The sequence below is a fragment of the Bradyrhizobium sp. Ghvi genome, from assembly GCF_900115265.1.
In the GTDB taxonomy this organism is placed as follows: domain Bacteria; phylum Pseudomonadota; class Alphaproteobacteria; order Rhizobiales; family Xanthobacteraceae; genus Bradyrhizobium.
The window spans coordinates 76,736-97,769 of the sequence record NZ_FOVU01000007.1 but is presented as its reverse complement, the minus strand read 5'-3'; the positions used below and the strand labels follow the sequence as shown (position 1 = coordinate 97,769).

The 21,034-nt window shown below is 63.1% G+C and carries 21 protein-coding genes; 12 read left to right on the top strand and 9 right to left on the bottom strand.

Annotated elements, in window-relative coordinates; translation table 11 throughout:
* The first annotated feature begins 137 nt into the window (after positions 1-137).
* From BM374_RS25235 to BM374_RS25210, 6 genes are all read left to right on the top strand, one after another.
* The gene (locus BM374_RS25235; RefSeq protein WP_092298289.1) at positions 138-875 is read left to right on the top strand and encodes an SDR family oxidoreductase; all 738 of its coding nucleotides are present in this window, start codon (positions 138-140) and stop codon (positions 873-875) included.
* Positions 876-933: 58 nt separating this feature from the next.
* Positions 934-1,935, top strand: coding sequence for an NAD(P)H-dependent flavin oxidoreductase (locus BM374_RS25230; protein ID WP_092298286.1), 1,002 nt, complete (start codon positions 934-936; stop codon positions 1,933-1,935).
* Positions 1,936-2,042: 107 nt separating this feature from the next.
* A complete protein-coding gene (locus tag BM374_RS25225; RefSeq protein ID WP_092298284.1) occupies positions 2,043-2,462 on the top strand; it encodes a hypothetical protein in 420 nt (139 codons plus the stop codon).
* A 213-nt stretch (positions 2,463-2,675) separates the two neighbouring features.
* On the top strand, positions 2,676-3,494 hold the full coding sequence (locus BM374_RS25220) for an aldo/keto reductase (RefSeq protein WP_092298281.1): 819 nt from the start codon (positions 2,676-2,678) through the stop codon (positions 3,492-3,494).
* A gap of 255 nt (positions 3,495-3,749) precedes the next feature.
* On the top strand, positions 3,750-5,123 hold the full coding sequence (locus BM374_RS25215) for a tetratricopeptide repeat protein (protein ID WP_177248522.1): 1,374 nt from the start codon (positions 3,750-3,752) through the stop codon (positions 5,121-5,123).
* A gap of 230 nt (positions 5,124-5,353) precedes the next feature.
* Positions 5,354-6,319 carry an ABC transporter substrate-binding protein gene (locus tag BM374_RS25210; RefSeq protein WP_092298275.1) on the top strand — a complete coding sequence of 322 codons (966 nt, stop codon included), beginning with the start codon at positions 5,354-5,356 and terminating at the stop codon, positions 6,317-6,319.
* 169 nt (positions 6,320-6,488) lie between these two features.
* Here BM374_RS25210 and BM374_RS25205 read toward each other — a convergent pair whose 3' ends face one another.
* Positions 6,489-6,710: a hypothetical protein gene (locus BM374_RS25205; RefSeq protein ID WP_092298951.1), complete on the bottom strand. Its 222-nt coding sequence runs from the start codon at positions 6,708-6,710 to the stop codon at positions 6,489-6,491.
* A 106-nt stretch (positions 6,711-6,816) separates the two neighbouring features.
* Positions 6,817-7,269: a hypothetical protein gene (locus BM374_RS25200; RefSeq protein ID WP_092298272.1), complete on the bottom strand. Its 453-nt coding sequence runs from the start codon at positions 7,267-7,269 to the stop codon at positions 6,817-6,819.
* A 156-nt stretch (positions 7,270-7,425) separates the two neighbouring features.
* On the opposite strand from BM374_RS25200, the gene BM374_RS25195 reads away from it, so the two are divergent.
* Positions 7,426-7,698 (top strand): helix-turn-helix domain-containing protein, encoded by a 273-nt coding sequence (locus BM374_RS25195; RefSeq protein ID WP_092298948.1) that lies wholly within the window; start codon positions 7,426-7,428, stop codon positions 7,696-7,698.
* Here the strand turns inward: BM374_RS25195 and BM374_RS25190 are convergent.
* Both BM374_RS25190 and BM374_RS25185 read right to left on the bottom strand, forming a co-directional pair.
* Entirely contained in the window at positions 7,695-8,927 is a 1,233-nt protein-coding gene (locus BM374_RS25190; RefSeq protein WP_092298269.1) for an aminotransferase-like domain-containing protein, read from the bottom strand. The genes BM374_RS25195 and BM374_RS25190 overlap by 4 nt on opposite strands.
* Before the next feature lie 273 nt (positions 8,928-9,200).
* On the bottom strand, positions 9,201-9,731 hold the full coding sequence (locus tag BM374_RS25185; protein WP_092298945.1) for a DUF3124 domain-containing protein: 531 nt from the start codon (positions 9,729-9,731) through the stop codon (positions 9,201-9,203).
* Between the two features lie 278 nt (positions 9,732-10,009).
* Here BM374_RS25185 and ribB point away from each other — a divergent pair, with 278 nt between their 5' ends.
* The 3 genes from ribB to BM374_RS25170 all read left to right on the top strand — a co-directional run bounded on the left by ribB (position 10,010) and on the right by BM374_RS25170 (position 13,463).
* Positions 10,010-11,086 carry a 3,4-dihydroxy-2-butanone-4-phosphate synthase gene (ribB, locus tag BM374_RS25180; protein WP_092298266.1) on the top strand — a complete coding sequence of 359 codons (1,077 nt, stop codon included), beginning with the start codon at positions 10,010-10,012 and terminating at the stop codon, positions 11,084-11,086.
* Between the two features lie 81 nt (positions 11,087-11,167).
* Positions 11,168-12,382, top strand: coding sequence for an acyl-CoA dehydrogenase (locus BM374_RS25175; protein ID WP_092298263.1), 1,215 nt, complete (start codon positions 11,168-11,170; stop codon positions 12,380-12,382).
* Positions 12,383-12,545: 163 nt separating this feature from the next.
* Positions 12,546-13,463, top strand: a complete 918-nt coding sequence (locus BM374_RS25170; protein WP_092298260.1) for an MBL fold metallo-hydrolase — start codon at positions 12,546-12,548, stop codon at positions 13,461-13,463.
* A gap of 104 nt (positions 13,464-13,567) precedes the next feature.
* Here BM374_RS25170 and BM374_RS25165 read toward each other — a convergent pair whose 3' ends face one another.
* Together BM374_RS25165 and BM374_RS25160 are read right to left on the bottom strand one after the other, a co-directional pair.
* Positions 13,568-14,422, bottom strand: coding sequence for a DUF1499 domain-containing protein (locus BM374_RS25165; RefSeq protein ID WP_092298257.1), 855 nt, complete (start codon positions 14,420-14,422; stop codon positions 13,568-13,570).
* A 209-nt stretch (positions 14,423-14,631) separates the two neighbouring features.
* The gene (locus tag BM374_RS25160) at positions 14,632-16,260 is read right to left on the bottom strand and encodes a fatty-acid--CoA ligase (protein WP_092298254.1); all 1,629 of its coding nucleotides are present in this window, start codon (positions 16,258-16,260) and stop codon (positions 14,632-14,634) included.
* 65 nt (positions 16,261-16,325) lie between these two features.
* Here BM374_RS25160 and BM374_RS25155 point away from each other — a divergent pair, with 65 nt between their 5' ends.
* Positions 16,326-17,414 (top strand): extensin family protein, encoded by a 1,089-nt coding sequence (locus tag BM374_RS25155; protein ID WP_092298251.1) that lies wholly within the window; start codon positions 16,326-16,328, stop codon positions 17,412-17,414.
* Positions 17,415-17,446: 32 nt separating this feature from the next.
* On the opposite strand, the gene BM374_RS25150 is transcribed toward BM374_RS25155, so the two are convergent.
* Positions 17,447-18,127 carry a L,D-transpeptidase gene (locus BM374_RS25150; protein WP_092298248.1) on the bottom strand — a complete coding sequence of 227 codons (681 nt, stop codon included), beginning with the start codon at positions 18,125-18,127 and terminating at the stop codon, positions 17,447-17,449.
* Positions 18,128-18,466: 339 nt separating this feature from the next.
* Here BM374_RS25150 and BM374_RS25145 point away from each other — a divergent pair, with 339 nt between their 5' ends.
* Positions 18,467-19,444 (top strand): magnesium transporter CorA family protein, encoded by a 978-nt coding sequence (locus tag BM374_RS25145; protein WP_092298245.1) that lies wholly within the window; start codon positions 18,467-18,469, stop codon positions 19,442-19,444.
* A 263-nt stretch (positions 19,445-19,707) separates the two neighbouring features.
* On the opposite strand, the gene BM374_RS38730 is transcribed toward BM374_RS25145, so the two are convergent.
* Together BM374_RS38730 and BM374_RS25135 are read right to left on the bottom strand one after the other, a co-directional pair.
* Positions 19,708-20,010 (bottom strand): hypothetical protein, encoded by a 303-nt coding sequence (locus BM374_RS38730; protein WP_177248521.1) that lies wholly within the window; start codon positions 20,008-20,010, stop codon positions 19,708-19,710.
* A gap of 259 nt (positions 20,011-20,269) precedes the next feature.
* Positions 20,270-21,022 (bottom strand): SDR family NAD(P)-dependent oxidoreductase, encoded by a 753-nt coding sequence (locus BM374_RS25135; protein ID WP_092298942.1) that lies wholly within the window; start codon positions 21,020-21,022, stop codon positions 20,270-20,272.
* Positions 21,023-21,034: the final 12 nt, after the last annotated feature.

Sequence of the window (21,034 nt, the reverse complement as noted above, 5' to 3'; positions counted from 1 at the left end):
GTAAGTCTAAAAAGGAACTGACTTGAACGATCAGCGGTATTTTCACTGTAAACTAGCATTTCGCCGCTCAGTTTGACAGTTCTATTTCAGAACGATAGCCTTCGGCACATCGTAAGCTCCCATCGGAGGAGGCAACTTTGCCCAAGCGAAACGCGACCGTGGCCGTGATCGGGGCCGGCGATTTCATCGGCTCCGAGATTGCAAAGAAATTCGCCGCCGAGGGCTTCTCGATCTACGCGGGCCGTCGCAACGGCGACAAGCTCGCCCCGCTGGTGAAGGACATCGAGACCGCCGGCGGCGAAATCCACGCGCGGTCGCTGGACGCGCGCAAGGAAGAGGAAGTCATCTCCTTCCTGAACGATGCCGACAAGCACGCGCCGCTCGAGGTCTGCATCTTCAACGTCGGCGCCAACGTCAATTTCCCGATCCTCGACACCACCGAGCGCGTGTTTCGCAAGGTCTGGGAGATGGCCTGCTATTCCGGCTTCCTCGCAGGGCGCGAGGCGGCGCGGCTGATGCTGCCGCGAGGCGGCGGCAACATCTTCTTTACCGGCGCGACCGCGAGCTTGCGGGGCGGCAGCGGCTTTGCCGCCTTTGCCAGCGCCAAGTTCGGACTGCGCGCGGTGGCGCAGGCGATGGCGCGCGAGCTCGGGCCGAAGAACATCCACGTCGCCCATCTCATCATCGATTCCGGCGTCGACACCGAATGGGTGCGGCAGCGCCGCCTCGAGGCGCTTGGGCCCAACGCGCTGGACAATCCCGATCTGCTGATGCCGCCGTCGGCCGTCGCTGACTCCTATTGGCAGCTCTATCAGCAGCCCAGGAGTGCCTGGACCTTCGAGATGGAGATCCGCCCGTTCGGCGAGAAATGGTGACTGCGGCGCAAAGGTCCGGCTAGACTGATTTCAAGCAAAAATCCGGGAGGATATGTAAGTGAAGACCGCGATCACCGAACTGTTCGGCATCGAGCACCCGATCATCCAGGGCGGCATGCATTTCGTCGGCTTTGCCGAGCTCGCGGCCGCTGTCTCCAATGCCGGGGGGCTCGGCATCATCACCGGCCTCACGCAGAAGACGCCGGAATTGCTCGCCAAGGAGATCGCGCGCTGTCGCGACATGACCGACAAGCCGTTCGGCGTGAACCTCACTTTCCTGCCGACCTTCTCGGCACCGCCTTATCCGGAATACATCGCAGCGATCGTCGAGGGCGGCATCAAGGCGGTGGAGACCGCGGGCCGCAGTCCGGAAGCCTACATGCCGGCGCTGAAGGCGGCCGGCATCAAGGTCATCCACAAATGCACGTCGGTCCGTCATTCGCTGAAGGCCGAGCGCATCGGCTGCGACGCCGTCAGCGTCGATGGCTTTGAATGCGGTGGCCACCCTGGCGAGGACGACATTCCCAACATGATCCTGTTGCCGCGCGCGGCGGAGGAGTTGAAGATCCCGTTCGTGGCCTCCGGCGGCATGGCCGACGGGCGCAGTCTCGTCGCAGCCTTGTCGCTGGGCGCATCAGGCATGAACATGGGCACGCGGTTCATCGCGACCAGGGAAGCACCCGTCCATCAGAATGTGAAGAACGCGCTGGTCGCGGCGACCGAGCTCGACACGCGGCTGATCATGCGGGCCTTGCGCAACACCGAGCGTGTGCTGAAGAACGCCAATGTCGATCGCCTGCTCGAGATCGAGCATGCCAAGGGCGACAAGCTCACGATCGACGACATTCACGACCAGGTCGCGGGCGTCTATCCCAAGATCATGCTGGAGGGGCAGATGGATGCCGGCGCCTGGAGCTGCGGCATGGTCGCGGGTCTGATCCACGACATTCCCACCTGCAAGGAACTCGTGGACCGCATCATGACCGAGGCGGAACACATCATCCGCAACCGTCTGATGGGGTTCCTGGATGGGGCGGGGGCGACGCGAAAGGTCGCCTGACACCGCCAAACTTCTTAACCACGGCCGCAACTGACCGCTGGAATTGCGCGCGACGCCTCCTAGATAGGAGTAAATTACTCTTTAACAATCAATTTCAGGAGGCGTCCGTGGTCCTGAAAAGCGTTCCTTTTGCAGTTGCAATTGCCCTCGTGCTTGCATGGGCCGGCGTTGCGCGCGCTGACGACTACAAGCCTGACGAATATCTCGGTCTCGATCTCTCCAAGGCCGTGCTGTCGCCGAAGCGGCTCGGTCCCGAAACGCATTTCGCTCCCGTTGCGCTAGAGGCGAAGGGCGGTAACGAGGCGCAAGCGCGTGCCGAACCGCTCGACGTGCCGAAGAAGGTCGCGGCCGAGCGCGTGCACGAGTCCGAGCCGAAGGTCGCTCACACGAAGAGGGTGCAGCCGCGTGGCGCGGCCCGCACCAAGCTTGCGCATCGCCACGGCAATCCGCTCAATGCGCAGGCCATGGATACGCGCATCCAGACCTGGCCGTGCCGTTCCGGTGGCATCTGCAACTGGAAGCATTAGTCCAGTCCGAGGCCGTCACCCCCACGTCGCAAAACCGTCCACCGTTGGGGCGAAAGCCAAACCCGACCGCGCTAACCCGATCTTGATTAGCCGCGCTATCCCCGCCGCGCTATGATACCTGCACCCGCCACCTCTTTTCCATGACCGAAGAGCCTGCTCTCGCGGCATGCCGCGCGCATCCGGCGGGCTGAAATGCCTTCAGGAGCCTGTTCAATGGACAATCTGAAAACACAGGGCATCAGCATGCCCAAGCTCGGCCTCGGCACCTTCCGGATGCAGGGCGACGTCTGCCGCGCCGCGGTAGAGACCGCGCTGTCGATCGGCTATCGCCACATCGACACCGCCGAAATGTACGCCAACGAGGAGGCCATCGGCGCCGCGCTGGCGGCTGCCTCCCTGCCGCGCGGCGAGCTGCACGTCACCACAAAAGTCTGGCACGACAATCTGACGCCGGATGCGATCCGTCGCGCCTTCGATGCCAGCCTGAAGAAGCTCAGGCTCGACCACGTCGATCTCTATCTGGTGCACTGGCCGTCGAAATCGGCGAACTGGGGTGCCGTGTTCGAGACCCTGATGAAGCTGAAGGAGGAGGGGCGGACGCGAGCGATCGGCGTTGCCAATTTCACCACGGCGCTGCTCAGGATCGCGGTCGAGGACATCAAGGCGCCGATCGCCTGCAACCAGGTCGAATATCACGCCATGCTGGATCAATCGAAAGTCCTGACCTATCTCCGCGCCAGGTCGATTCCGCTCGTTGCTTATTGCCCACTTGCGCAAGGGCGTTTTGCCTCCGACCCGGTGCTCGCCGAGATCGGCGCCAGGCATAATGCGAGCGCGGCGCAAGTGGCGTTGAAATGGCTGCTCGACCAGGACGGCGTCGCCGCGATTCCGAAGGCGTCACGCCGCGAGAGCCAACAGGCCAATTGGGATGCGCTGAAGATCAAGCTGGATGATGCCGACCGCAAGAAGATCGCCGCGCTGCCGAAGGACAGGCGGTGCGTCAATCCCGGGTTCGCGCCAGACTGGGACTAGGGCGTTTACTCATAAAGGCGCCGATGTCGGCTTTGGGGGCAAGCAGCTTGATCAGAGCATTGCAGCTTGTGACCCGAAGCCGGCCTAACATTCAAATTTTAGCGTTTTGCCTGATCCATGATTGACGCGCGAATGCCAAGATCGGCGTAATTCTCCGTCGCGGGAACAGGAGCGCGCGCAGTGGATGCCATGTTCGTCGATTGCGCGGCCGCGCTGGAGCTCGGTCTTCGCGAAGCGCGCACCGGCAATCCGAAGATGATCGACGTCTTCGACGCCATCCTGACCCAGCTGGCAACGCGCGACGATACCGACGCCCGCGAAATGAAGGCCGCCGCGCATTTCGCGGCGGCAACATGCCACGCCGTGTCCGGCCAAAGCGGGGCGATGGGAAAGCGCGCCGCCAAGGCAATGGCGGTCCTCAAGAGCCTCACTGAGCCGAGCCGGACGCTGGAGAGCGTCGACGTGATCGCAGATGCGCTCATGGACCGAAACGAAAATCGCCGCGCGCTGCCCTATTGCCAGCAAGCTGTCGCCCTGACCCGTCGCAATGCCGAGGCAGTGCGCGGCCGGCTTTGGCGCGCTGGCCGCTGCCTCGCGCGTCTCGGCTTCTCGGCCGAAGCGGCGGTCGTGCTGCGCGAGGCGATTGACCTGACCCGCGGCTCGGGCCCGGAGCTGCTGCTCGCTCACGCCTTGCTCGATCTCGGCAACGCCATCCTCAGGTCCCACCCGGACGGCGCATCGACGGCGTTCCGCGAGGCCGCGGACATCTTCGCCGCGAAAGACCACAGCAACCAGGCCGCGACCGCATGGCTCAATCTCGGCGTACTGGCGAGCCGGGCGAACCGGCTCGAAGAGGCGCTCGCATGGTACGAAAAAGTGCGCGAGGCGCGCGAGCGCGATCCGAAAACGACGACGACGCAGCGGGGCAACCTGCACAACAACATCGCCAGTGTCTACCGCCGCCAATGCGATTTCGCGCGCGCCCGGACTGAGGCCGACCGCGCGGTCGAAATCCTGACCCCGGTCGGCGGCGAGTTTCTCGCCCACGCCCTTGGCACACAGGGTGAAATCCGCCGCGATGCGGGCGATAAGGAAGCAGCGCTCAAGTGGTTCGGCCGCGCCCGCGCCGTCATGGAGGCGCTTCCAAACGCCAACAGAGAGAAGCTTGCCGAAAAGCTGAGCAACGAGGCCGACGCGCTCGAGGCCCTGGACCGCGCCACTGAAGCCGACGCGCTGCGCGCACGCGCCGCCGCCTTGCTCCAGACCGAGGCGCCGCCGACGCCGCGCGCGGCTCCGAAACCCGCCAAGCAACCCGTCAAGCGCAAGCCCAACGGCACCGTGCTCGTCACGCTGGATGGCATCGGCCTTCCCGCCGAGATCTATGCGCAATGCGATCTGCACACACTTGAGGTCAGGCTCGAACGACGGCTCGACGAGATGGATGCGGGCGAACTCGACGGTCACGAGCACGGTCCGGAAAATGTGCAGCTCTTCCTTTACGGCCCAAACGCCCGCGCGCTCTTTGATGCGATCCGCCCGGTTCTGACGGACTATCCGCTCTGCCGGGGCGCTGAAATCGAATTGCGCCAGGGCCGCAAGGTTGAGCGCTTCCCTCTAAGCGCAGCCTGACCTTGGCTCGCAAGGCCTTGGACGCTGCGCTGCATGAGTCGGGAATTGGCCGGTCGCTGCCGCATCCCACAGTTAAACCGGGCCAGCCGTCGCGATTGATCCGTTGCGGACCTTCCCGACCGGGAGGATAATGCGAGAGGAAGCGATTGAATTCGGTACTTGGCTGGCAAGCGGCTTGGCCCGGTCCGCTTTGGAATAATTTCGCACTCTTGCAAAATGCGGGGGGCGCAATGAAACGCCGAGACTTCATTTGGCTTCTTGGAACTTCCGCGATATGGGCGACCGAGGCTCGAGCGCAGCTGCCGCTTCGGACGATTGCACTCATTGGAAATACGCCGGCGGCGTTTGGTCCCTGGCAAGCCGCTCTTGTTGAGCGGCTTGGCCAACTTGGCTGGATTGAGGGCCGCACGCTCCAAGTCGAGTATCGGTGGTCCGAGGGACGCCGAGAGCGTGTCGTCGAAATTGCCGCAGAGCTAGTCAGCAAGAAGGTTGACCTGATTTCAACCTACGGAGGCGCTGCGGTCGTGGTGAAACAGGCGACTGCTTCAATTCCTATTGTTTTCGTGCCCGCGGTTGACCCAGTAGCGGCTGGGCTCATTGTTGATTTCGCGCACCCGGGGGGCAACGTGACTGGAATGTCGGTTCAACAAGCCGAAATCGGAAGCAAGCGAGTTGAACTTCTTCGCCAGATCGTTCCAGGTCTCAGAAGTTTAGGAATCCTGTTTGATGCGAACTATCCCCCAAGCGTGCGCGAAGCCGATAATGTTGAGACTGCTACTCGCCAATTTGGGATCACGCTCGTCAGGCGGGGCATTCATGTAGCTGCCGATCTAGAGCCTGCCTTTGATGCCTTCAAAAATCAGGCTGATGCCGTTTATCTCGCGGATGCTGGCCTAATAGATGGCAATCGCCCCCGCGTCGCTTCACTCGTGCTGGCTACCAAGTTACCGACGACGGCCTCAATTAGCGAAACAGCCCGAGCCGGAGCGCTCATGGCCTATGGACCAAACTACCCGGATTTGTTCAGGCGCGCCGCCGAGGTCATTGACAAAATTTTGCGGGGCGCAAGACCCGGGGACATCCCGGTCGAGCAACCGACCAAATTTTATCTCGTCATCAACCTCAAGAGCGCCAAGGCGCTTGGCCTCACCGTTCCAAATGAGCTGCTCCTGACCGCCGACGAGGTGGTCGAATAAACGAGCTTATAGTCACTTGTTGGCCCACAGCCGACGTAAATCGATGTCCGCTGTTCGGGCGCCATTGGAGGTAGAGCGGACCTAGCGGATTCATGAGTACATGTCCTCTCTACCCGTTTGAACGCACAGAAATGGCCCCGCGAGGGGCCATTTCAGTTTGCGTTGCGCATTAGTAGTCCATGTGGCGATGACCGTGCTTGATCACCACGACGCGGTCGTGATGGTGCCAGCCGCGATGCCAGCCATAGTCGCGATGCTCGCGGAATTCGGCGCGGGCGCCGTACGGGCCGTGATGGCCGTGCCTGACGATCACAGTCTCTGCACTTGCGAGCGTCGGCGCCGCAACCGCGAGCGCACCCAGAGCGGCAACGACATAACCAAGCTTCTTCATGATGTCCTCCTCCAATCGAATGCAAATTTAAACCGCGCATTCGCATGAACGTTCCCTGGGGAACGGGAAGAGAATTCTGAATGGATATTCAGGCTCGAGGCGATTGCTAATCGCAGCGTTGCTGCGGAGGTGTTGGTGCGCCGGTCTTGGCGTAATTGCCGTCCTTGATCGAGTACGCGCCGCGCTCGTCGCGATTGTAGATCGCGCGCAGGCTGCCGTTCTCGGTCAGCATCAGTCCGAATTCGCGTGTCTGCCGGAGCGATGGGAAGTAGACCATCACGTTGAGCAGGCCTTCAGCGTTGACGCTGGCGGACACCACCTCGTTCTCATCCTTGACGTCACCGAAATCGCGCCGGTACATCACCCGGCCGTCCTTCCGGATTTCGTAGGTGAGCAGGGCACCCTTGTTGCGGTCAGGCCGGACGGCACAATCGACCGCCCATGAGCCGAGCAAGCCCCACTGCTCGACCGTCGCCGCGAGCGTCTCGGCACGCCCGAGGGACGTGAACGCAAACCAAAGCACCGCCGCCGCAGTCCAGCGGCTCAAGCAACCCGTCATGTTTCAAAAGGCCCCGCCTTGAGGAATTCCAAGTGTAGCATCCCCGTCGCGATCGTCCACGCCAGCCGCCAATCACGCGTGAATTTGATCCGCGTCAATGAGGCCGTGCGGGTCGGGGGTAAGATGGCGATCCCGAAGGCGAACGTGGTGAGAGCGATGCTGAATCAAGTGATGGATTTCGCGGGCGAGGTGCTGCCGGGGAGCTGTGCCGTACCGCCTTATTCCGAGACCGCGTTTCTGGCCGAACTGGGCGAGCGGTTGAGATCGTCGCGCGCGCGCTGCGAGCTGTCGCGCCGGGAGCTCGCCCGTCGTTCCGGGATTTCAGAGCGCTACATCGCCCAGATCGAAGCCGGCAAGGGCAACGTTTCGATCGTGCTGCTGCTGCGGCTGGCCTCCGCGATCCATGGCAGCCAGCCCCAGGCGGCTTAGGCCCGCTTCTCCACATTGGCGCTGCGCGCGGGCACGCCGAACTCCTTGCGGCAGACCTCGGCCAGTACGGCGACGCCCTCGCGAATCTGCTGATGCGACGGGCTCGCAAAGCACAGTCGCAGGCGGGAGCCCGAATAGCCCTTGTTGGTCGACCATTCCGGTCCCGGATTGATCGAGACTCCGGAGGCAAGCGCAGCCTGGTAAAGCTTGAGCGTATCGACCTGGTCGGGCAGCTTCACCCACAGGAAGATGCCGCCCTTGGGCTCCCTAAACTCGGCCGCAGTCCCGAACTGTTCGTTGAGCGCTTCCATCAACGTATCGAGCTTGGTGCGCAGCGCCTTGGTCAGAACAGGCACATGGCTTGCGAAATGCGGCCGGCAATAGCTGGCCAGCACCATCTGTTCCAGCGCGCCGGAACCGGCATCCGTCTTCAGCGCCAGCATCCGAGACATCACATCCCAGGGCGCGACGATGAAGCCGACGCGCAGCGCCGGTGCGATCGACTTCGAGAACGAGCCGATATGGATCACGCCGCCATTTTGGCTCATCGCGTAGATCGCCGGCGGCCGGTGTCCCGACCAGACCAGGTCGGCATAGCAATCGTCCTCGAAGATGGGCACGCCATATTCAGCCGACAGCCGCAACAATTCGGCGCGGCGGCTTTCGGGCATGATGCTGCCGGTCGGGTTCTGCACGGTCGGGATGGTGTAGATGTATTTCGGCCGGATGCCGCGCCCCTTCAAATCGGCAAGCGTAGAGGCGAGCGCATCCATGCGCATGCCGTCCTCGTCGAGCGGAACGCCGACGGTGTTGACGCCCAGCCGCGTCAGCCGCTGCAGCGCTCCCTGATAGGTTTCCTGCTCGATGATCACGGTGTCGCCGCGCGCCAGCAATGTGTTGTTGACGAGGTCGAGCGCCTGGAGCGAGCCAGAGACGATCATGAGGTCGTCGACCGTGCAGCTAATGCCGGCATCGCGCTTCAGTTTCGTCACGAGGAATTCGCGCAACGGCACGTAACCTTGGGGCCCATGCGCCAGGCCGTAAGTTGCGAGCGACCGGCCCTCTCGCCGCAGGGCCTCATTGGCTGCCTCGATCAGCTCCTCAAGCGGCACCTGCTCGGAATCGTTGTTGCCGCCGACAAAGCTGTATTTGGCAAGGCCCGTCCAGCGTGCAGAAGGGGCCGGCAGCCCTGCGGGAAACAGGGGGGCGAAATCGAAGCTGGACGTCATGGGAGCGTTCCTCTTTTTTTATTGAGCGGCCGGCCTGGATGCCGACGGGGCGCCGCGATTTCGGTGATGCCATCATGCCAGTGTTTTGCCCGACGCGTCAAACAAAATTCGTAAAATCCGCATCCGTGCTGTGAGGGATCAATTTCTCGATGATTTTGCACGTTTGGCTACTGTGCATGGGGTTGTTTTCGTGTTTTCGATCCGCGGCCGCGACAGCGCTCGCTTGATGCCGTGGCTGATCGTCGTCCTAGATCCCAGCCGCTTCGGCCTGCGTTACTTCTTCCCGACCGTTCTGGTCGGACGTCCCTGGCTGATGAAAGCGTAATGCGCATTGGCGACGCCGCCAACCATCAGGGCCTCGACGACAGGCTCGGCGATCTCGCTCGTGGCGGCCCAGTCGACGATGAAATTGGCGCCGGTCCCGCCGCGCACGTCGTCGGTCGGAACGAAGATCGAGATGGTCGCGAGCGGCTTCACCGCGACCGGTGCCTTCAGATAGCTCTCGACCTGCTTGCCGGCGGTGTCGAAATAAGCGATGCGCCTGACCACCAGCGCTTGCGTTTCCGAAGCGTTGTGGACGCTCAGCGTCACCGAGAAATCGACCCGCAGCTTGCCCTGGCTCATCGCGACGCTGGAATAGGCCGGCACATAGAAGCCCCCGGCGACGGCGAGATCCTCCTTCGGCATGGCCGTTAGCGAATCGGCGAAGGTCTGCTCAATCCCGACCTTGCTCTGTGCGAGCGCTGGCGTGACCAGGACGATCGGCCACAGGAGGCCCGCGAGGAGTGGAACGACGAATCTCATCTCGTGCTTGCCCGTTTCATGCTTGGCGCAGTTTGCCCGGCAGTCGCGATCCTGACTACCCCATTGCCGGGGATTGCACAGCTCCATTCGGCGCGGGGCGGGTCTGGTCAGGGCAAGGTTCGGACCTTCCGCGCGCCCCGGCCACGCCTATATGGCTGGTATCCGCAGCACAAGGCTCGAGGCCGATACCGGGCGGCATATGCGGTTGCGGCCGGGGCACTAGCGCATGGTTCGGAGTCCGGCTAAGCCTCCCGTCCACACCATCAAGAGATTGGGAAATGCCCGATACCGTCCAGGAAGTCTTGCAGGCCTTTGCCCGGGGCGAACTCGTCGTCGTGACTGACGACGAGGACCGCGAGGGCGAGGGCGATCTGATCGTCGCCGCTTCATTCTGTACGGCGGAAAAGATGGCCTTCATCATCCGCCACACCTCCGGCATCGTTTGCGCGCCGATCACGACCGAGGATGCGCGCCGGCTGCGGCTCGATCCGATGGTCGCCCACAACGATTCCGCCCACACCACGGCGTTCACGGTCTCGATCGACTATAAGCCGGATGGTGGCACCGGCATCTCGGCCGAGGAGCGCGCCTCCTGCTGCCGGGCGCTGTCCAATCCCAACGCCGGCGCCAACGACTTCGCCCGGCCCGGTCACATCTTCCCGCTGATCGCCAAGGACGGCGGCGTGCTGCTGCGCTCCGGCCATACCGAGGCCGCGGTCGATCTCTGCAAGCTCTCAGGGCTTCCGCCGGTCGGCGTCATCAGCGAGCTGATGAACGACGACGGCAGCGTGATGAAGGGCGAGCAGGTCGCCCAGTTCGCCGCCAGGCACAAGCTGAAGCACGTCACCATCGCCGACATGATCGCTTACCGGCAGGCGCGCGAAAAGCTGATCGAGCGGGTCTCGACCTTCACGACCGACAGCCCGATCGGCCCGCTGCAGGGCTATGCCTATCGCTCGCCGTTCGATTCCATCGCCCACGTCGCCTTCGTCTACAACGGCGTCGGTGACGGCAAGAACGTGCTGACCCGCTTCCACAAGCCGAACATCGTCAAGGACACCTTCACCGGCCACAAGCGCATGGCGACCGTGCTCGAACACTTCAAAAAGTCCGGCCGCGGTGTGCTGGTGTACTTGCGCGATGGCGCCGCCGGCGTTCCCGTGTCGCCGCTGCCTGACGAGACGGCGACGGAAGCGGACCGCAACCGCCAGTGGCGAGAGGTCGGTGTCGGCGCGCAGATCTTGCGTGATCTCGGCGTCACCTCGATCCGCCATCTCACCTCGTCGGTGCACGACTACAAGGGCCTGTCGGGCTTCGGCATCGAGATCGTCGCCAACGAGCAGCTCGAAAGCTAACGCTAACGCAATTGCACTTGTTGCCGCGGCGCTTTAATTTGTCGGGCAATTTTAGACGGAACCAGATCGAAAGGACGTTTCATGAGCGTGCGCCCTCAGACCAAGGACAAGCCGGCTGCGGCTTCCTTCCAGTGGGACGATCCGTTCCTGCTCGACGAGCAGCTGACCGAAGACGAGCGCATGGTGCGCGACACGGCGCGCGCTTACGCCCAGGACAAGCTGCTGCCGCGCGTCACCAAGGCCTATCTGGAAGAGAAGACCGACCGCGAGATATTCAACGAGATGGGCGAGCTCGGCCTGATCGGCATCACGCTGCCGGAGGAATACGGCTGCGCCAATGCGAGCTACGTGGCTTACGGCCTCGTCGCGCGCGAGATCGAGCGGGTCGATTCCGGCTATCGTTCGATGAACTCGGTGCAGTCCTCGCTGGTGATGTACCCGATCTACGCCTATGGCGACGAGAACCAGCGCAAGAAATATCTGCCGAAGCTTGCCAGCGGCGAGTGGGTCGGCTGTTTCGGCCTGACCGAGCCCGACGCCGGCTCCGACCCGGCCGGCATGAAGACCCGCGCCGAGAAGGTCTCGGATGGCTACCGCCTGACCGGCAGCAAGATGTGGATCTCGAACGCGCCGATCGCCGATGTGTTCGTGGTTTGGGCCAAGTCGGCCGAGCACGACAACCAGATCCGCGGCTTCGTGCTGGAGAAGGGCATGAAGGGCCTCTCCGCGCCGAAGATCGGCGGCAAGCTCTCGCTTCGCGCCTCGATCACCGGCGAGGTCGTGATGGACGGCGTTGTGGTGCCCGAAAGCGCGCTGCTGCCCAACGTCTCCGGGCTCAAGGGCCCGTTCGGCTGCCTCAACCGCGCCCGCTACGGCATCTCCTGGGGCGCGCTGGGCGCCGCCGAGGACTGCATGCACCGCGCCCGCCAGTACACGCTCGATCGCAAGCAATTCGGCAAGCCGCTCGCGGCGACCCAACTGGTGCAGAAGAAGCTCGCCGACATGGAGACCGAGATCGCGCTCGGCCTGCAGGGCTCGCTTCGCGTTGGCCGCCTGATGGACGAAGGCAAGTTCGCCCCCGAGATGATCTCGATCATGAAGCGCAACAATTGCGGCAAGGCGCTCGACATCGCCCGTACCGCTCGCGACATGCATGGCGGCAACGGCATCTCGATCGAGTATCACGTGATGCGCCACGTCCATAACCTCGAGACGGTCAACACCTACGAGGGCACTCACGACGTCCACGCCCTGATCCTGGGCCGCGCGATCACGGGCATTCAGGCGTTTTTCTAGGAACGGTGTTCTTTCCCGTGGCTAGTTTACTTCGCTGTCATCGCCCGCGAAGGCGGGCGATCCAGTATCCCAGTGACCTTGCCTTCGCCACCGGCGCCGCGGCGTACTGGATACCCCGCCTGCGCGGGGTATGACAGCAGAGAGCGCGGCCACAGGAATTGCCATGTCCGACAACGATGACGTCCCGTTCAACCGCAACTTTCCTCTGAAGGCCGGCGTCGTCGAGGAAGTCCGCCCCGGCGTGCGGCGGGTGCTCTGCAACAACCCGAGCCCGTTCACCTTCACCGGCACGGTCAGCTACATCGTCGGCACCGGCAATGTCGCGATCATCGATCCCGGTCCGGACGACGCGGCGCATGCGGCCGCGCTGCTGGATGCTGTGCGCGGCGAGACGGTGAGCCACATCTTCGTCACCCACACCCATCGCGATCATTCGCCGAACACGGCGCGCATCAAGCAGGCGACCGGCGCGCCTGTGTACGCCGAGGGCCCGCATCGCGCCTCGCGGCCGCGCTTCGAGAGCGAGAAGCACAATCCGGAATCGGGCTCGGATCGAGACTTCGTGCCCGATATCAGGATCGCTCATGGCGATGTCGTCGAAGGCGCCGGCTGGCGGCTCGAGGCCGTGGCCACGCCCGGCCATACCGCAAACCACCTTGCCTTTGCCTGGCCCGAGCGAAAATTCAACTTTGTTGGCGACCACGTGATGGGCTGGTCGACCTCGATCGTGGCGCCGCCCGACGGCTCGATGATCGACTACATGGACTCGCTCGACCGGCTCGCCGCGCGCGAGGAGGACCTGTATTTCTCCGGCCATGGCCCGGAGATCCCCGAGGGGCAGCGCTTCGTGCGCTTCCTGATCCGCCACCGCAAGGCGCGTGAAGCCTCGATCCTGCACCGCCTCGCCAAGGGGGAGACCGATATTCCGACCATGGTGCGCGCCATCTATATCGGCATCGATCCGAGGCTGACCACGGCTGCTGGTTATTCCGTGCTGGCCCATCTGGAAGACCTGGTCGCCCGCGGCGTCGTGGCCACGGACGGCGATCCCGTGATTGGCGGGACCTACCGGATGGCGTGATTTCGTCATTCGGGGACGATGCGCAGCATCGAACCCGGAACCCAGATTGCGGCGCGAGATCCCGGGTTCGCCGCTTTGCGGCGCCCCGGGATGACGCTATCGCGTCACTTCTTCACCGTTTTCGCGGGCGCCTTCGGCGGCGCCACGGGGGTCTTCTTCGCCGGCTTGAGCGCATCGGCATCGGCTGCGGTGTTGAGGTCGTCGATGAATTTGGTCACGCGCGCGGCGTTGCTGCCGAGATCGCTGTCGAAATAGCGCGAGGCGGAGCGGATATCGACCCGGGAATCGTCCCCGTCGGGCGCGACCCTGATCGATACGTCCTCGCGCAAGCCCATGATCGGCGTGCGCGCCACCGCCTCGATGCGGCCGATGCGGCGCGGCGGCTGCGGCTCGCGCTCGTCGATGACGGTCCATTTGCGCTTGATGACCAACTGGCGCGCGATCGCATAGGCGCGGTCGACAGGAATCTCGAGCTCGACCGGCTCGATATCGGGATAGATCCGGCGCTGCTGCTCGGCCGAATAGAGACCGGCATAAACGGCGGTGTTGGTACCGTCGCCGGTGCGTAGGCGCGACAGCGCATCGAAACGCGGCGGGTCTATGGGGTCGGTGGTGATATCGTAGATATGAGGCAGCTTGCGATAGAGCATCGCCTGATAAGCGGGATAGGCGAGGATCGCCCCGTCGATCAGGAAGGCGAGCAGGATGCGCGCCATGCCGCGCGAGCCGTTCTGCCAGATCGCGGCAAAGCCGGCGAGGCCGAGCAGGATGGACAGTCCTGCGATCGCGAGCCCGCCAAAGAAGGTGGCCAGCGCCGGCTTCATCTCCAGGAAGTCGAAACGAACGATGATGATCGACACCACCACCGTTACCGCCGCGAACACGGCCAGATTGCGCGCCCAGCTCGCGAGGCTGGACACGGGCTCCGATTGATAGGGAGCGGAAAACCTGCGGGCCATCGGGTGAGCTCTGCCGGGGTCGTGGGGCGGTGCCGGCCGATTTGCGCGACACTCAGCCGTTGAGACCACGCCACGGGAGCAAATTCAAGAGTTCCACAAGCGCCTGGATCGTCGTAGGCGGGCTTGACCCGGCCATCCACGCCTTTCTTTCCTGCGGCCAGGACGTGGATGCCCGGGACGAGCCCGGGCATGAAGTCTGGTTACGATTGCTACGCCGCCGCGTTCGGGAAGCGATACTCCTTGAACTGGTCGCGGAGCGCAGTCTTCAGGATCTTGCCGGTCGCGGTATGCGGGATCCCATCGACGAAGGCGACATCGTCGGGCATCCACCATTTGGCGATCTTGCCGTCCATGTATTTCAGGATGTCCTCGCGCGTGGCCTGCTGACCCTGTTTGAGCTGCACGATCAGCAGCGGCCGCTCGTCCCATTTGGGGTGGAAGACGCCGATCACAGCGGCCTCCGCGACGGCCGGATGGCCGACCGCGAGGTTCTCGAGGTCAATCGAGGAGATCCACTCGCCGCCTGACTTGATGACGTCCTTGGAGCGGTCGGTGATCCGCATATAGCCGCCCTCGTCGATGGTCGCGACGTCGCCGGTGTCGAAGAAGCCCTCCTCATCGAGGATGTCAGTGTCGACCCGGTAATAGGCTTTGGCGACCGCGGGACCGGAGACCTTGAGGCGGCCAAAGGTCTTGCCGTCCCAGGGCAGCTCCGCACCGGCATCGTCCGTGATCTTCATTTCGACGCCGAAGGGCGCGTAGCCCTGCATTTGCAGGACATCGAGCCTGGCATCGCCGGTCGCATCGCTGAACGGCGGCTTCAACGCCGAGACGCTGCCGATCGGGCTCATCTCCGTCATGCCCCAGGCGTGGCGGACGTTCGAGCCCATGTCGAGGAAGGCCTTGATCATCGAGCGGGGCATCGCCGAGCCGCCGCAGATCACCATCTTCAGATCCGGCAGCTTCAGATTGTTGGCGCTCATGTGCTGAAGCAGCATCAGCCACACCGTCGGCACGCCCGCGGTGTGCGTCACCTTCTCGGTGGCGAGCAGCTCATACACCGAGGCGCCGTCGAGCTTGGGTCCGGGCATCACCAGCTTGGTGCCCTGCGACGGCGCGGAGAAGGCGATGCCCCAGCTGTTGGCATGGAACAGCGGCACCACCGGCAGCATTGTTTCGGAGGCGCTGGTGCCGAGCGCATCGACATTGTTGGCCATCAGCGCGTGCAGCACATTGGAACGGTGCGAATACAGCACACCCTTCGGGTCGCCCGTCGTGCCTGACGTGTAGCACATTGCGGCCGCCGTGTTCTCGTCAAAGTCCTTCCATTTGAATTTGCCGTCGGCCTCGGCGATCCAGTCCTCGTAGGCGACGACGTTCTTCAACGTGGTCTCGGGCATATGGGCCTTGTCGGTGAGGATGACGTACCGTTCGACGCTTGGCAGCTTGTCGGCGAGCTTTTCCAGCACGGGGACGAAGGTGAGGTCGACCATCACGATGCGGTCCTGCGCATGGTTGATGATCCAGGCGATCTGCTCGGGGAAAAGCCGGGGATTGACGGTATGGCAGATGGCGCCGATGCCCATGATGCCGTACCAGACTTCGAGGTGGCGCCAGGTGTTCCAGGCGATCGTGGCGACGCGGTCGCCGAGCTTGATGCCGTCGCGCTCCAGCATCTGCGAGACCTTGAGCGCGCGTCTGTGGATTTCGGCGTAGGTGGTGCGATGGATCGGTCCCTCGACCGATCGCGTGACAACCTCCTGCTTGCCGTGAATCCTGGCGGCGTGTTCGATGATCCGGTGGCAGAGCAGGGGCCAATCTTGCATCAAACCGAGCATTCAGACGTTCCTCCGAGAAGTCGCTGGGCGCTTTGTCGCTCTCAGCGCAGGGCCAAAGAATTGTCATGAGTTTTAGCCTGCCGGACTTTCGCCGCAAATGGTCTTGTCGCGGCAATATGTCCGCCGGCGCGGCAATGGTTACCGCTGGGCTCGGCCTGTCTCTTGCGCTGACCGAGCCCGTAAATGCGCGAACCCATGGTGCACCGCTCGATATCTTCGGTTTTGGGACTCCACGACCACACCGAAGCGTTCACGCCACCAAGATACCGCTACCAAAGCCCCGCCCCGAGGAAGCTCCGAAGGCGACGGACGGGGGCGCGCCGGAGGCCGACGGCAAGCCTTCCCTTGAGAAAGCTTCTCCGGACAAGTCCGGCGCCGATAAGCCGGCCGAGGCTGCGCCGCAGCCCGAGAAGCAGCTCTCGGCGTGCCGCCTCGCGCTGACTGAAGAGATCGCGATCGCTCCATCCATTCCCGACATCCGCGGCCCAGGGGCTTGCGGTGGTGTGGATCTGGTGCGGCTGGAAGCGATCGTGCTGCCGGACAAGCGCAAGGTCGCCGTCAAGCCGGCGGCGATCCTCCGCTGCACCATGGCGTCAGCGATCGCCGATTGGGTGCGCACCGACATGGTGCCGCTGGCCGCAAGCCTCGGCTCGACCATCACCGACCTCGACAACTTCGACAGTTTTGAGTGCCGCGGCCGCAACCGCGTCGCCGGCGCGCTGTTGTCCGAGCACGGCAAGGCCAACGCACTCGACGTGCGCTCCCTCAAGCTCGCCAACGGGCAGACGATCGGCCTGACCGACCGGACGATACCCCGTGAAGTGCGTGAGCGCGTGTTGCATTCGGTCTGCTCGCGTTTCTCCACTGTGCTCGGCCCGGGTTCGGACTGGTACCATGAGGACCACGTCCATCTCGACCTGGCGCAGCGGCGCAACGACTACCGGATCTGCCAATGGAACGTTTGGGATCCCTTACCGCAGATCGCGCCCTTGCTGCCGGCGGAGCGCCCTGAGGAGGCGCCGCCACGCGAGGTCGCCGCCAAGCCGGAGAGCGCCAAGGATGGGCCCGACGATCAGGAGAACCCCGTCGCGCCGGCGGAGAAGCCAACAGCGGACTCCGGCAAGAGTAAGCCGATAACAAAAAAGCGCCGGTAAAACCGGCGCTTTCGAAGAAACTTCAGACGCAGTCAATTGCTGCTCTGGAAACCGCCGCCCTGAAGCGCGAGGCGCGAATTGTAGGGCGAGTCGCCGTGCTTCGGCTCGAGCACCACGACGATGGTGCCGACCTTCACGCGATTGTAGAGGTCGATGGCGTCCTCGTTGGTCAGGCGGATGCAGCCCGAGGAGATCGAGGCGCCGATATATTCCGGTTGGTTGGTGCCGTGAATGCGGAACAGCGTGTCTTTGCCGCCTGAATAGAGATACATCGCACGTGAGCCCATCGGATTGTCAGGGCCGGGAGCGACGAAGGTCGGCACGCCCAGACGCGAAATCTCGCCGGGAGTCGGGTGCCAGGCTGGCCATTCCGTCATGCTGCCGACCTTGGCGATGCCGGACCAGGCCATGGCCTCTTCGCCCACGGTGATGCCGTAGCGGATCGCCTTACCGCCATCCATGACGTAATAGAGGTAATGATTGTCGGAATCGACCACGATCGTGCCCGGCGATTCCTTGCGGTGGTAATCGACGATGGCACGGCGGAACGGCTCTGCGACCGGCGTATTTTCGTACCGGATCTTGGCAAGCAGTTCCTTGTCCTTCGGCTTGAAATTCTGGGTGTTGGTGGCTTCGTAATGCGTGCCCTGCATGCAGCCTGACAGCATGAAGCCGGCAGCCACAATTCCGAACATAACCTTCAGCGACGACATGGTTTGGTTCCAATCAAAACAATACCGCGCAGGTCCTCAAGCATAGCACCCAAGGCCCTTCGACTCCGTTGCTTTCATTATCGTTGAAATCTGCCACAATTCCAGCATTGAGGGGCTTATCCCGCGCTGCGAGACCCAACCTGTGGCTTTTTTGCCGCAAATTTTCCGTCTGTGGGCTGGTTCTTTGGCGCGAAAAGCACAGCTGTCGATTTATCGCCACAGTTAGGTCGCGTCGCCGCCACAAATGCAAACGCACCGTTAATGTGGTTGTCATCATGAACTTGTCAGAATCGCGCTAAGGGCTGTCATTCTGTCGCAGGCCCTCTGCTGGAGTTGTTCATGTTTTCTGTGTTTGTTCCCTCCGACTCCTCCCTGAAGAAGGCCGTGGTCGACGATCTCGCGGCGGTGCCGGAGCACGCAGTCTGGGTCGATCTGGTCAATCCAACCGCCGCCGAGGACAAGGCCGTTGAACGGCTGCTGGGGATCGCAATCCCGACCCGCGAGGACATGCAGGAGATCGAGATCTCCAGCCGCCTCTATATCGAGAACGGCGCACGCTACATGACTGCGACGCTGATGTGCCACTCGGATACCGACATGCCCCGGACCACGGCGGTCACCTTCATCCTCGGCGACCACCGGCTGGTCACGGTGCGCTACGACCAGCCCAAGCCGTTCGCCCTGGTCGAGGCCAAGCTGGCTCGGTCCTGCACCCCCGCGATTACCGGCGAAATGGTGCTGATGGAACTCCTGGACGCCGTGATCGACCGCTGCGCCGACATCTTGGAACGCTGCGGCATGGAGATCGACCAGGTCAGCCACGACATCTTCGAGCCGGAGAGCGAGCGCCACGGCCACGCCAAGCAATATTCGCAGATCCTGATCTCGATCGGCCGCAAGGGCGATTTGACCTCCAAGGTTCGCGAGAGCCTGGTGTCGATCGGCCGTGTCGTCACATTCCTGTCTGCGGTGGTCGAAGGTGTGAAATGGTCCAAGGACATGCGCGAGCAGCTCAAGACCATGCAGCGTGACGTCGCCTCACTGACCGACCACGCCTCCTATCTCTCCAGCAAGATCACCTTCGTGCTCGACGCCATGCTTGGCGTCGTCAATCTCGAGCAGAACAACATCATCAAGCTGTTTTCGGTCATGGCCGTTGTCCTGATGCCGCCGACGCTGATCGCCTCGATCTACGGCATGAATTTCAAGGTGATGCCGGAACTCGAATGGACGCACGGCTATCCGATGGCGATCGTGATGATGCTGTTCGCGGCGATCGTCCCGTACTGGATCTTCAAGTGGAAGAAGTGGCTGTGAGCCGGCCCAGCGCTTTCGAAATAGTGACCGAGACCTTACGCCGTTCGCCAAGACAAGGCTGATGGTGTCGCAGAATAGATCGTCATTGCGGCTGCGCTGTGATGCGTGTGCCGCGCCCCAATTCCTCCGGTAAAATTTGAGCGGTGCGCTGAACGTTTGCGCGAAACTTGTCTGCGATAAGTAGCGGGTTAGCCGCGAGGAACAACCATGGTTGAGAAACACATAACGACGCCCCGCAACGTCATCGACCTGACCAGCTATCGTCAGATCGCGGCGAGCGGCAAGGCGCCGTCGTTGTCGGCGCGCATTTGCCGACACTGTGGTGCTCCGCTGCTCGACGGCGAGAACGATGACGACTGCTCGAGCGCGTTCGACGCTGCCGCTCCGAATGCTGCAACGTTGAGGCTGCGCGACCGGTCGCGTCGAATTCGCCTGGACTGAGAAGCGGAAGGAAGGCGGGCGATCCAGTCTTGCGGCGGCGTTGTCTGGATCGCCTTGCTTCCCCGACCATTTCGCCAAGTTTCGGTCATCGCGAAGTAAAGCGACGAAGCAATCCAGACTGCCATCGTTGAGGCAGTCCGGATTGCTTCGCTTCGCTCGCAATGACGGTATGGCGAGGTGCGCCACATTCTGCTCTCGTGCCCCGGACGCAGCGCAGCGTCTCTTTGACGGTGCGCCGCAGAGCCGGGGCCCATCTCACCAAGCGTGCCGTGTCACGGTGGGTCCCGGCTCTGCGCAGCAACGCCTAGCGTTGCAGCGCGTCCGGGACACGATCGCGAAGGTGTCGCCAAGGCTCCGTCACTGCAGCGCGATGACGCTATCGGATCAAACGTGCTGGCCGCCGTTGATGTGGATCTCGGCGCCGTTGACGTAAGAACTGGTATCGGTACACAGCACATAGATGATCTTGGCGACCTCGTCGGGCGTGCCGAGCCGGTGCATCGGGATCTGCTGCTCGACGATCTTCTCAGTGCCCGGCGACAGGATCGAAGTGTCGATCTCGCCCGGCGCGATCGCGTTGACGCGGATTCCGACGCGGCCGAAATCGGAAGCCATCTCGCGCGTCAGCGCGGCGAGCGCCGCTTTCGAGGTGGCGTAGGCCGCACCGGCAAAGGGATGCACGCGCGAGCCTGCGATCGAGGTGACGTTCACGACCGAACCCTTGGCCGCCTTCAACTCCTCGATCAACCCGCGCGCCATCATGATCGGCGCGAAAAAGTTGACATGGAAGACGTGCGTCCAGGTGTCGAGGTCCGTGTCGACAGAGCCGAGCCGGGCGCCGCCCGGGCCCTTCGGAGAGATGGCGGCGTTGTTGACGAGAGCGTGCAGCGTGCCACCTTCGAGCCGATTGCGGATCTCGGTGATCGCGCGCGCGGTGTCCTCCGGGTTGCCGAGATCGACCTGGATGTGGTCTTCAGGCCCCGCATCCCACGGGCAGTCCTCGGGAAAGGGATGCCGCGAGCAGGTAATGACGCGCCAACCCGCCGACGAGAAGCGGATCACGGTGGCGTGGCCGATACCGCGGCTCGCTCCGGTCAGGAGCAGCGTGCGGCGCGGCGCATTGGACGAATGCGGCATGGACATCTTTCA

What these genes read in the sequence shown, in the direction of transcription:
- BM374_RS38730 (WP_177248521.1), bottom strand. Translation starts at nt 20,010, where the DNA reads ATGGCAGTCTGGATTGCTTCGTCGCTTTACTTCGCGATGACCGAAACT.
- BM374_RS25155 (WP_092298251.1), top strand. Translation starts at nt 16,326, where the DNA reads ATGAGTTTTAGCCTGCCGGACTTTCGCCGCAAATGGTCTTGTCGCGGC.
- BM374_RS25165 (WP_092298257.1), bottom strand. Translation starts at nt 14,422, where the DNA reads ATGGCCCGCAGGTTTTCCGCTCCCTATCAATCGGAGCCCGTGTCCAGC.
- BM374_RS25135 (WP_092298942.1), bottom strand. Translation starts at nt 21,022, where the DNA reads ATGCCGCATTCGTCCAATGCGCCGCGCCGCACGCTGCTCCTGACCGGA.
- BM374_RS25185 (WP_092298945.1), bottom strand. Translation starts at nt 9,731, where the DNA reads ATGAGATTCGTCGTTCCACTCCTCGCGGGCCTCCTGTGGCCGATCGTC.
- BM374_RS25190 (WP_092298269.1), bottom strand. Translation starts at nt 8,927, where the DNA reads ATGACGTCCAGCTTCGATTTCGCCCCCCTGTTTCCCGCAGGGCTGCCG.
- ribB (WP_092298266.1), top strand. Translation starts at nt 10,010, where the DNA reads ATGCCCGATACCGTCCAGGAAGTCTTGCAGGCCTTTGCCCGGGGCGAA.
- BM374_RS25160 (WP_092298254.1), bottom strand. Translation starts at nt 16,260, where the DNA reads ATGCTCGGTTTGATGCAAGATTGGCCCCTGCTCTGCCACCGGATCATC.
- BM374_RS25175 (WP_092298263.1), top strand. Translation starts at nt 11,168, where the DNA reads ATGAGCGTGCGCCCTCAGACCAAGGACAAGCCGGCTGCGGCTTCCTTC.
- BM374_RS25150 (WP_092298248.1), bottom strand. Translation starts at nt 18,127, where the DNA reads ATGTCGTCGCTGAAGGTTATGTTCGGAATTGTGGCTGCCGGCTTCATG.
- BM374_RS25200 (WP_092298272.1), bottom strand. Translation starts at nt 7,269, where the DNA reads ATGACGGGTTGCTTGAGCCGCTGGACTGCGGCGGCGGTGCTTTGGTTT.
- BM374_RS25205 (WP_092298951.1), bottom strand. Translation starts at nt 6,710, where the DNA reads ATGAAGAAGCTTGGTTATGTCGTTGCCGCTCTGGGTGCGCTCGCGGTT.
- BM374_RS25220 (WP_092298281.1), top strand. Translation starts at nt 2,676, where the DNA reads ATGGACAATCTGAAAACACAGGGCATCAGCATGCCCAAGCTCGGCCTC.
- BM374_RS25145 (WP_092298245.1), top strand. Translation starts at nt 18,467, where the DNA reads ATGTTTTCTGTGTTTGTTCCCTCCGACTCCTCCCTGAAGAAGGCCGTG.
- BM374_RS25215 (WP_177248522.1), top strand. Translation starts at nt 3,750, where the DNA reads ATGATCGACGTCTTCGACGCCATCCTGACCCAGCTGGCAACGCGCGAC.
- BM374_RS25210 (WP_092298275.1), top strand. Translation starts at nt 5,354, where the DNA reads ATGAAACGCCGAGACTTCATTTGGCTTCTTGGAACTTCCGCGATATGG.
- BM374_RS25170 (WP_092298260.1), top strand. Translation starts at nt 12,546, where the DNA reads ATGTCCGACAACGATGACGTCCCGTTCAACCGCAACTTTCCTCTGAAG.
- BM374_RS25195 (WP_092298948.1), top strand. Translation starts at nt 7,426, where the DNA reads ATGCTGAATCAAGTGATGGATTTCGCGGGCGAGGTGCTGCCGGGGAGC.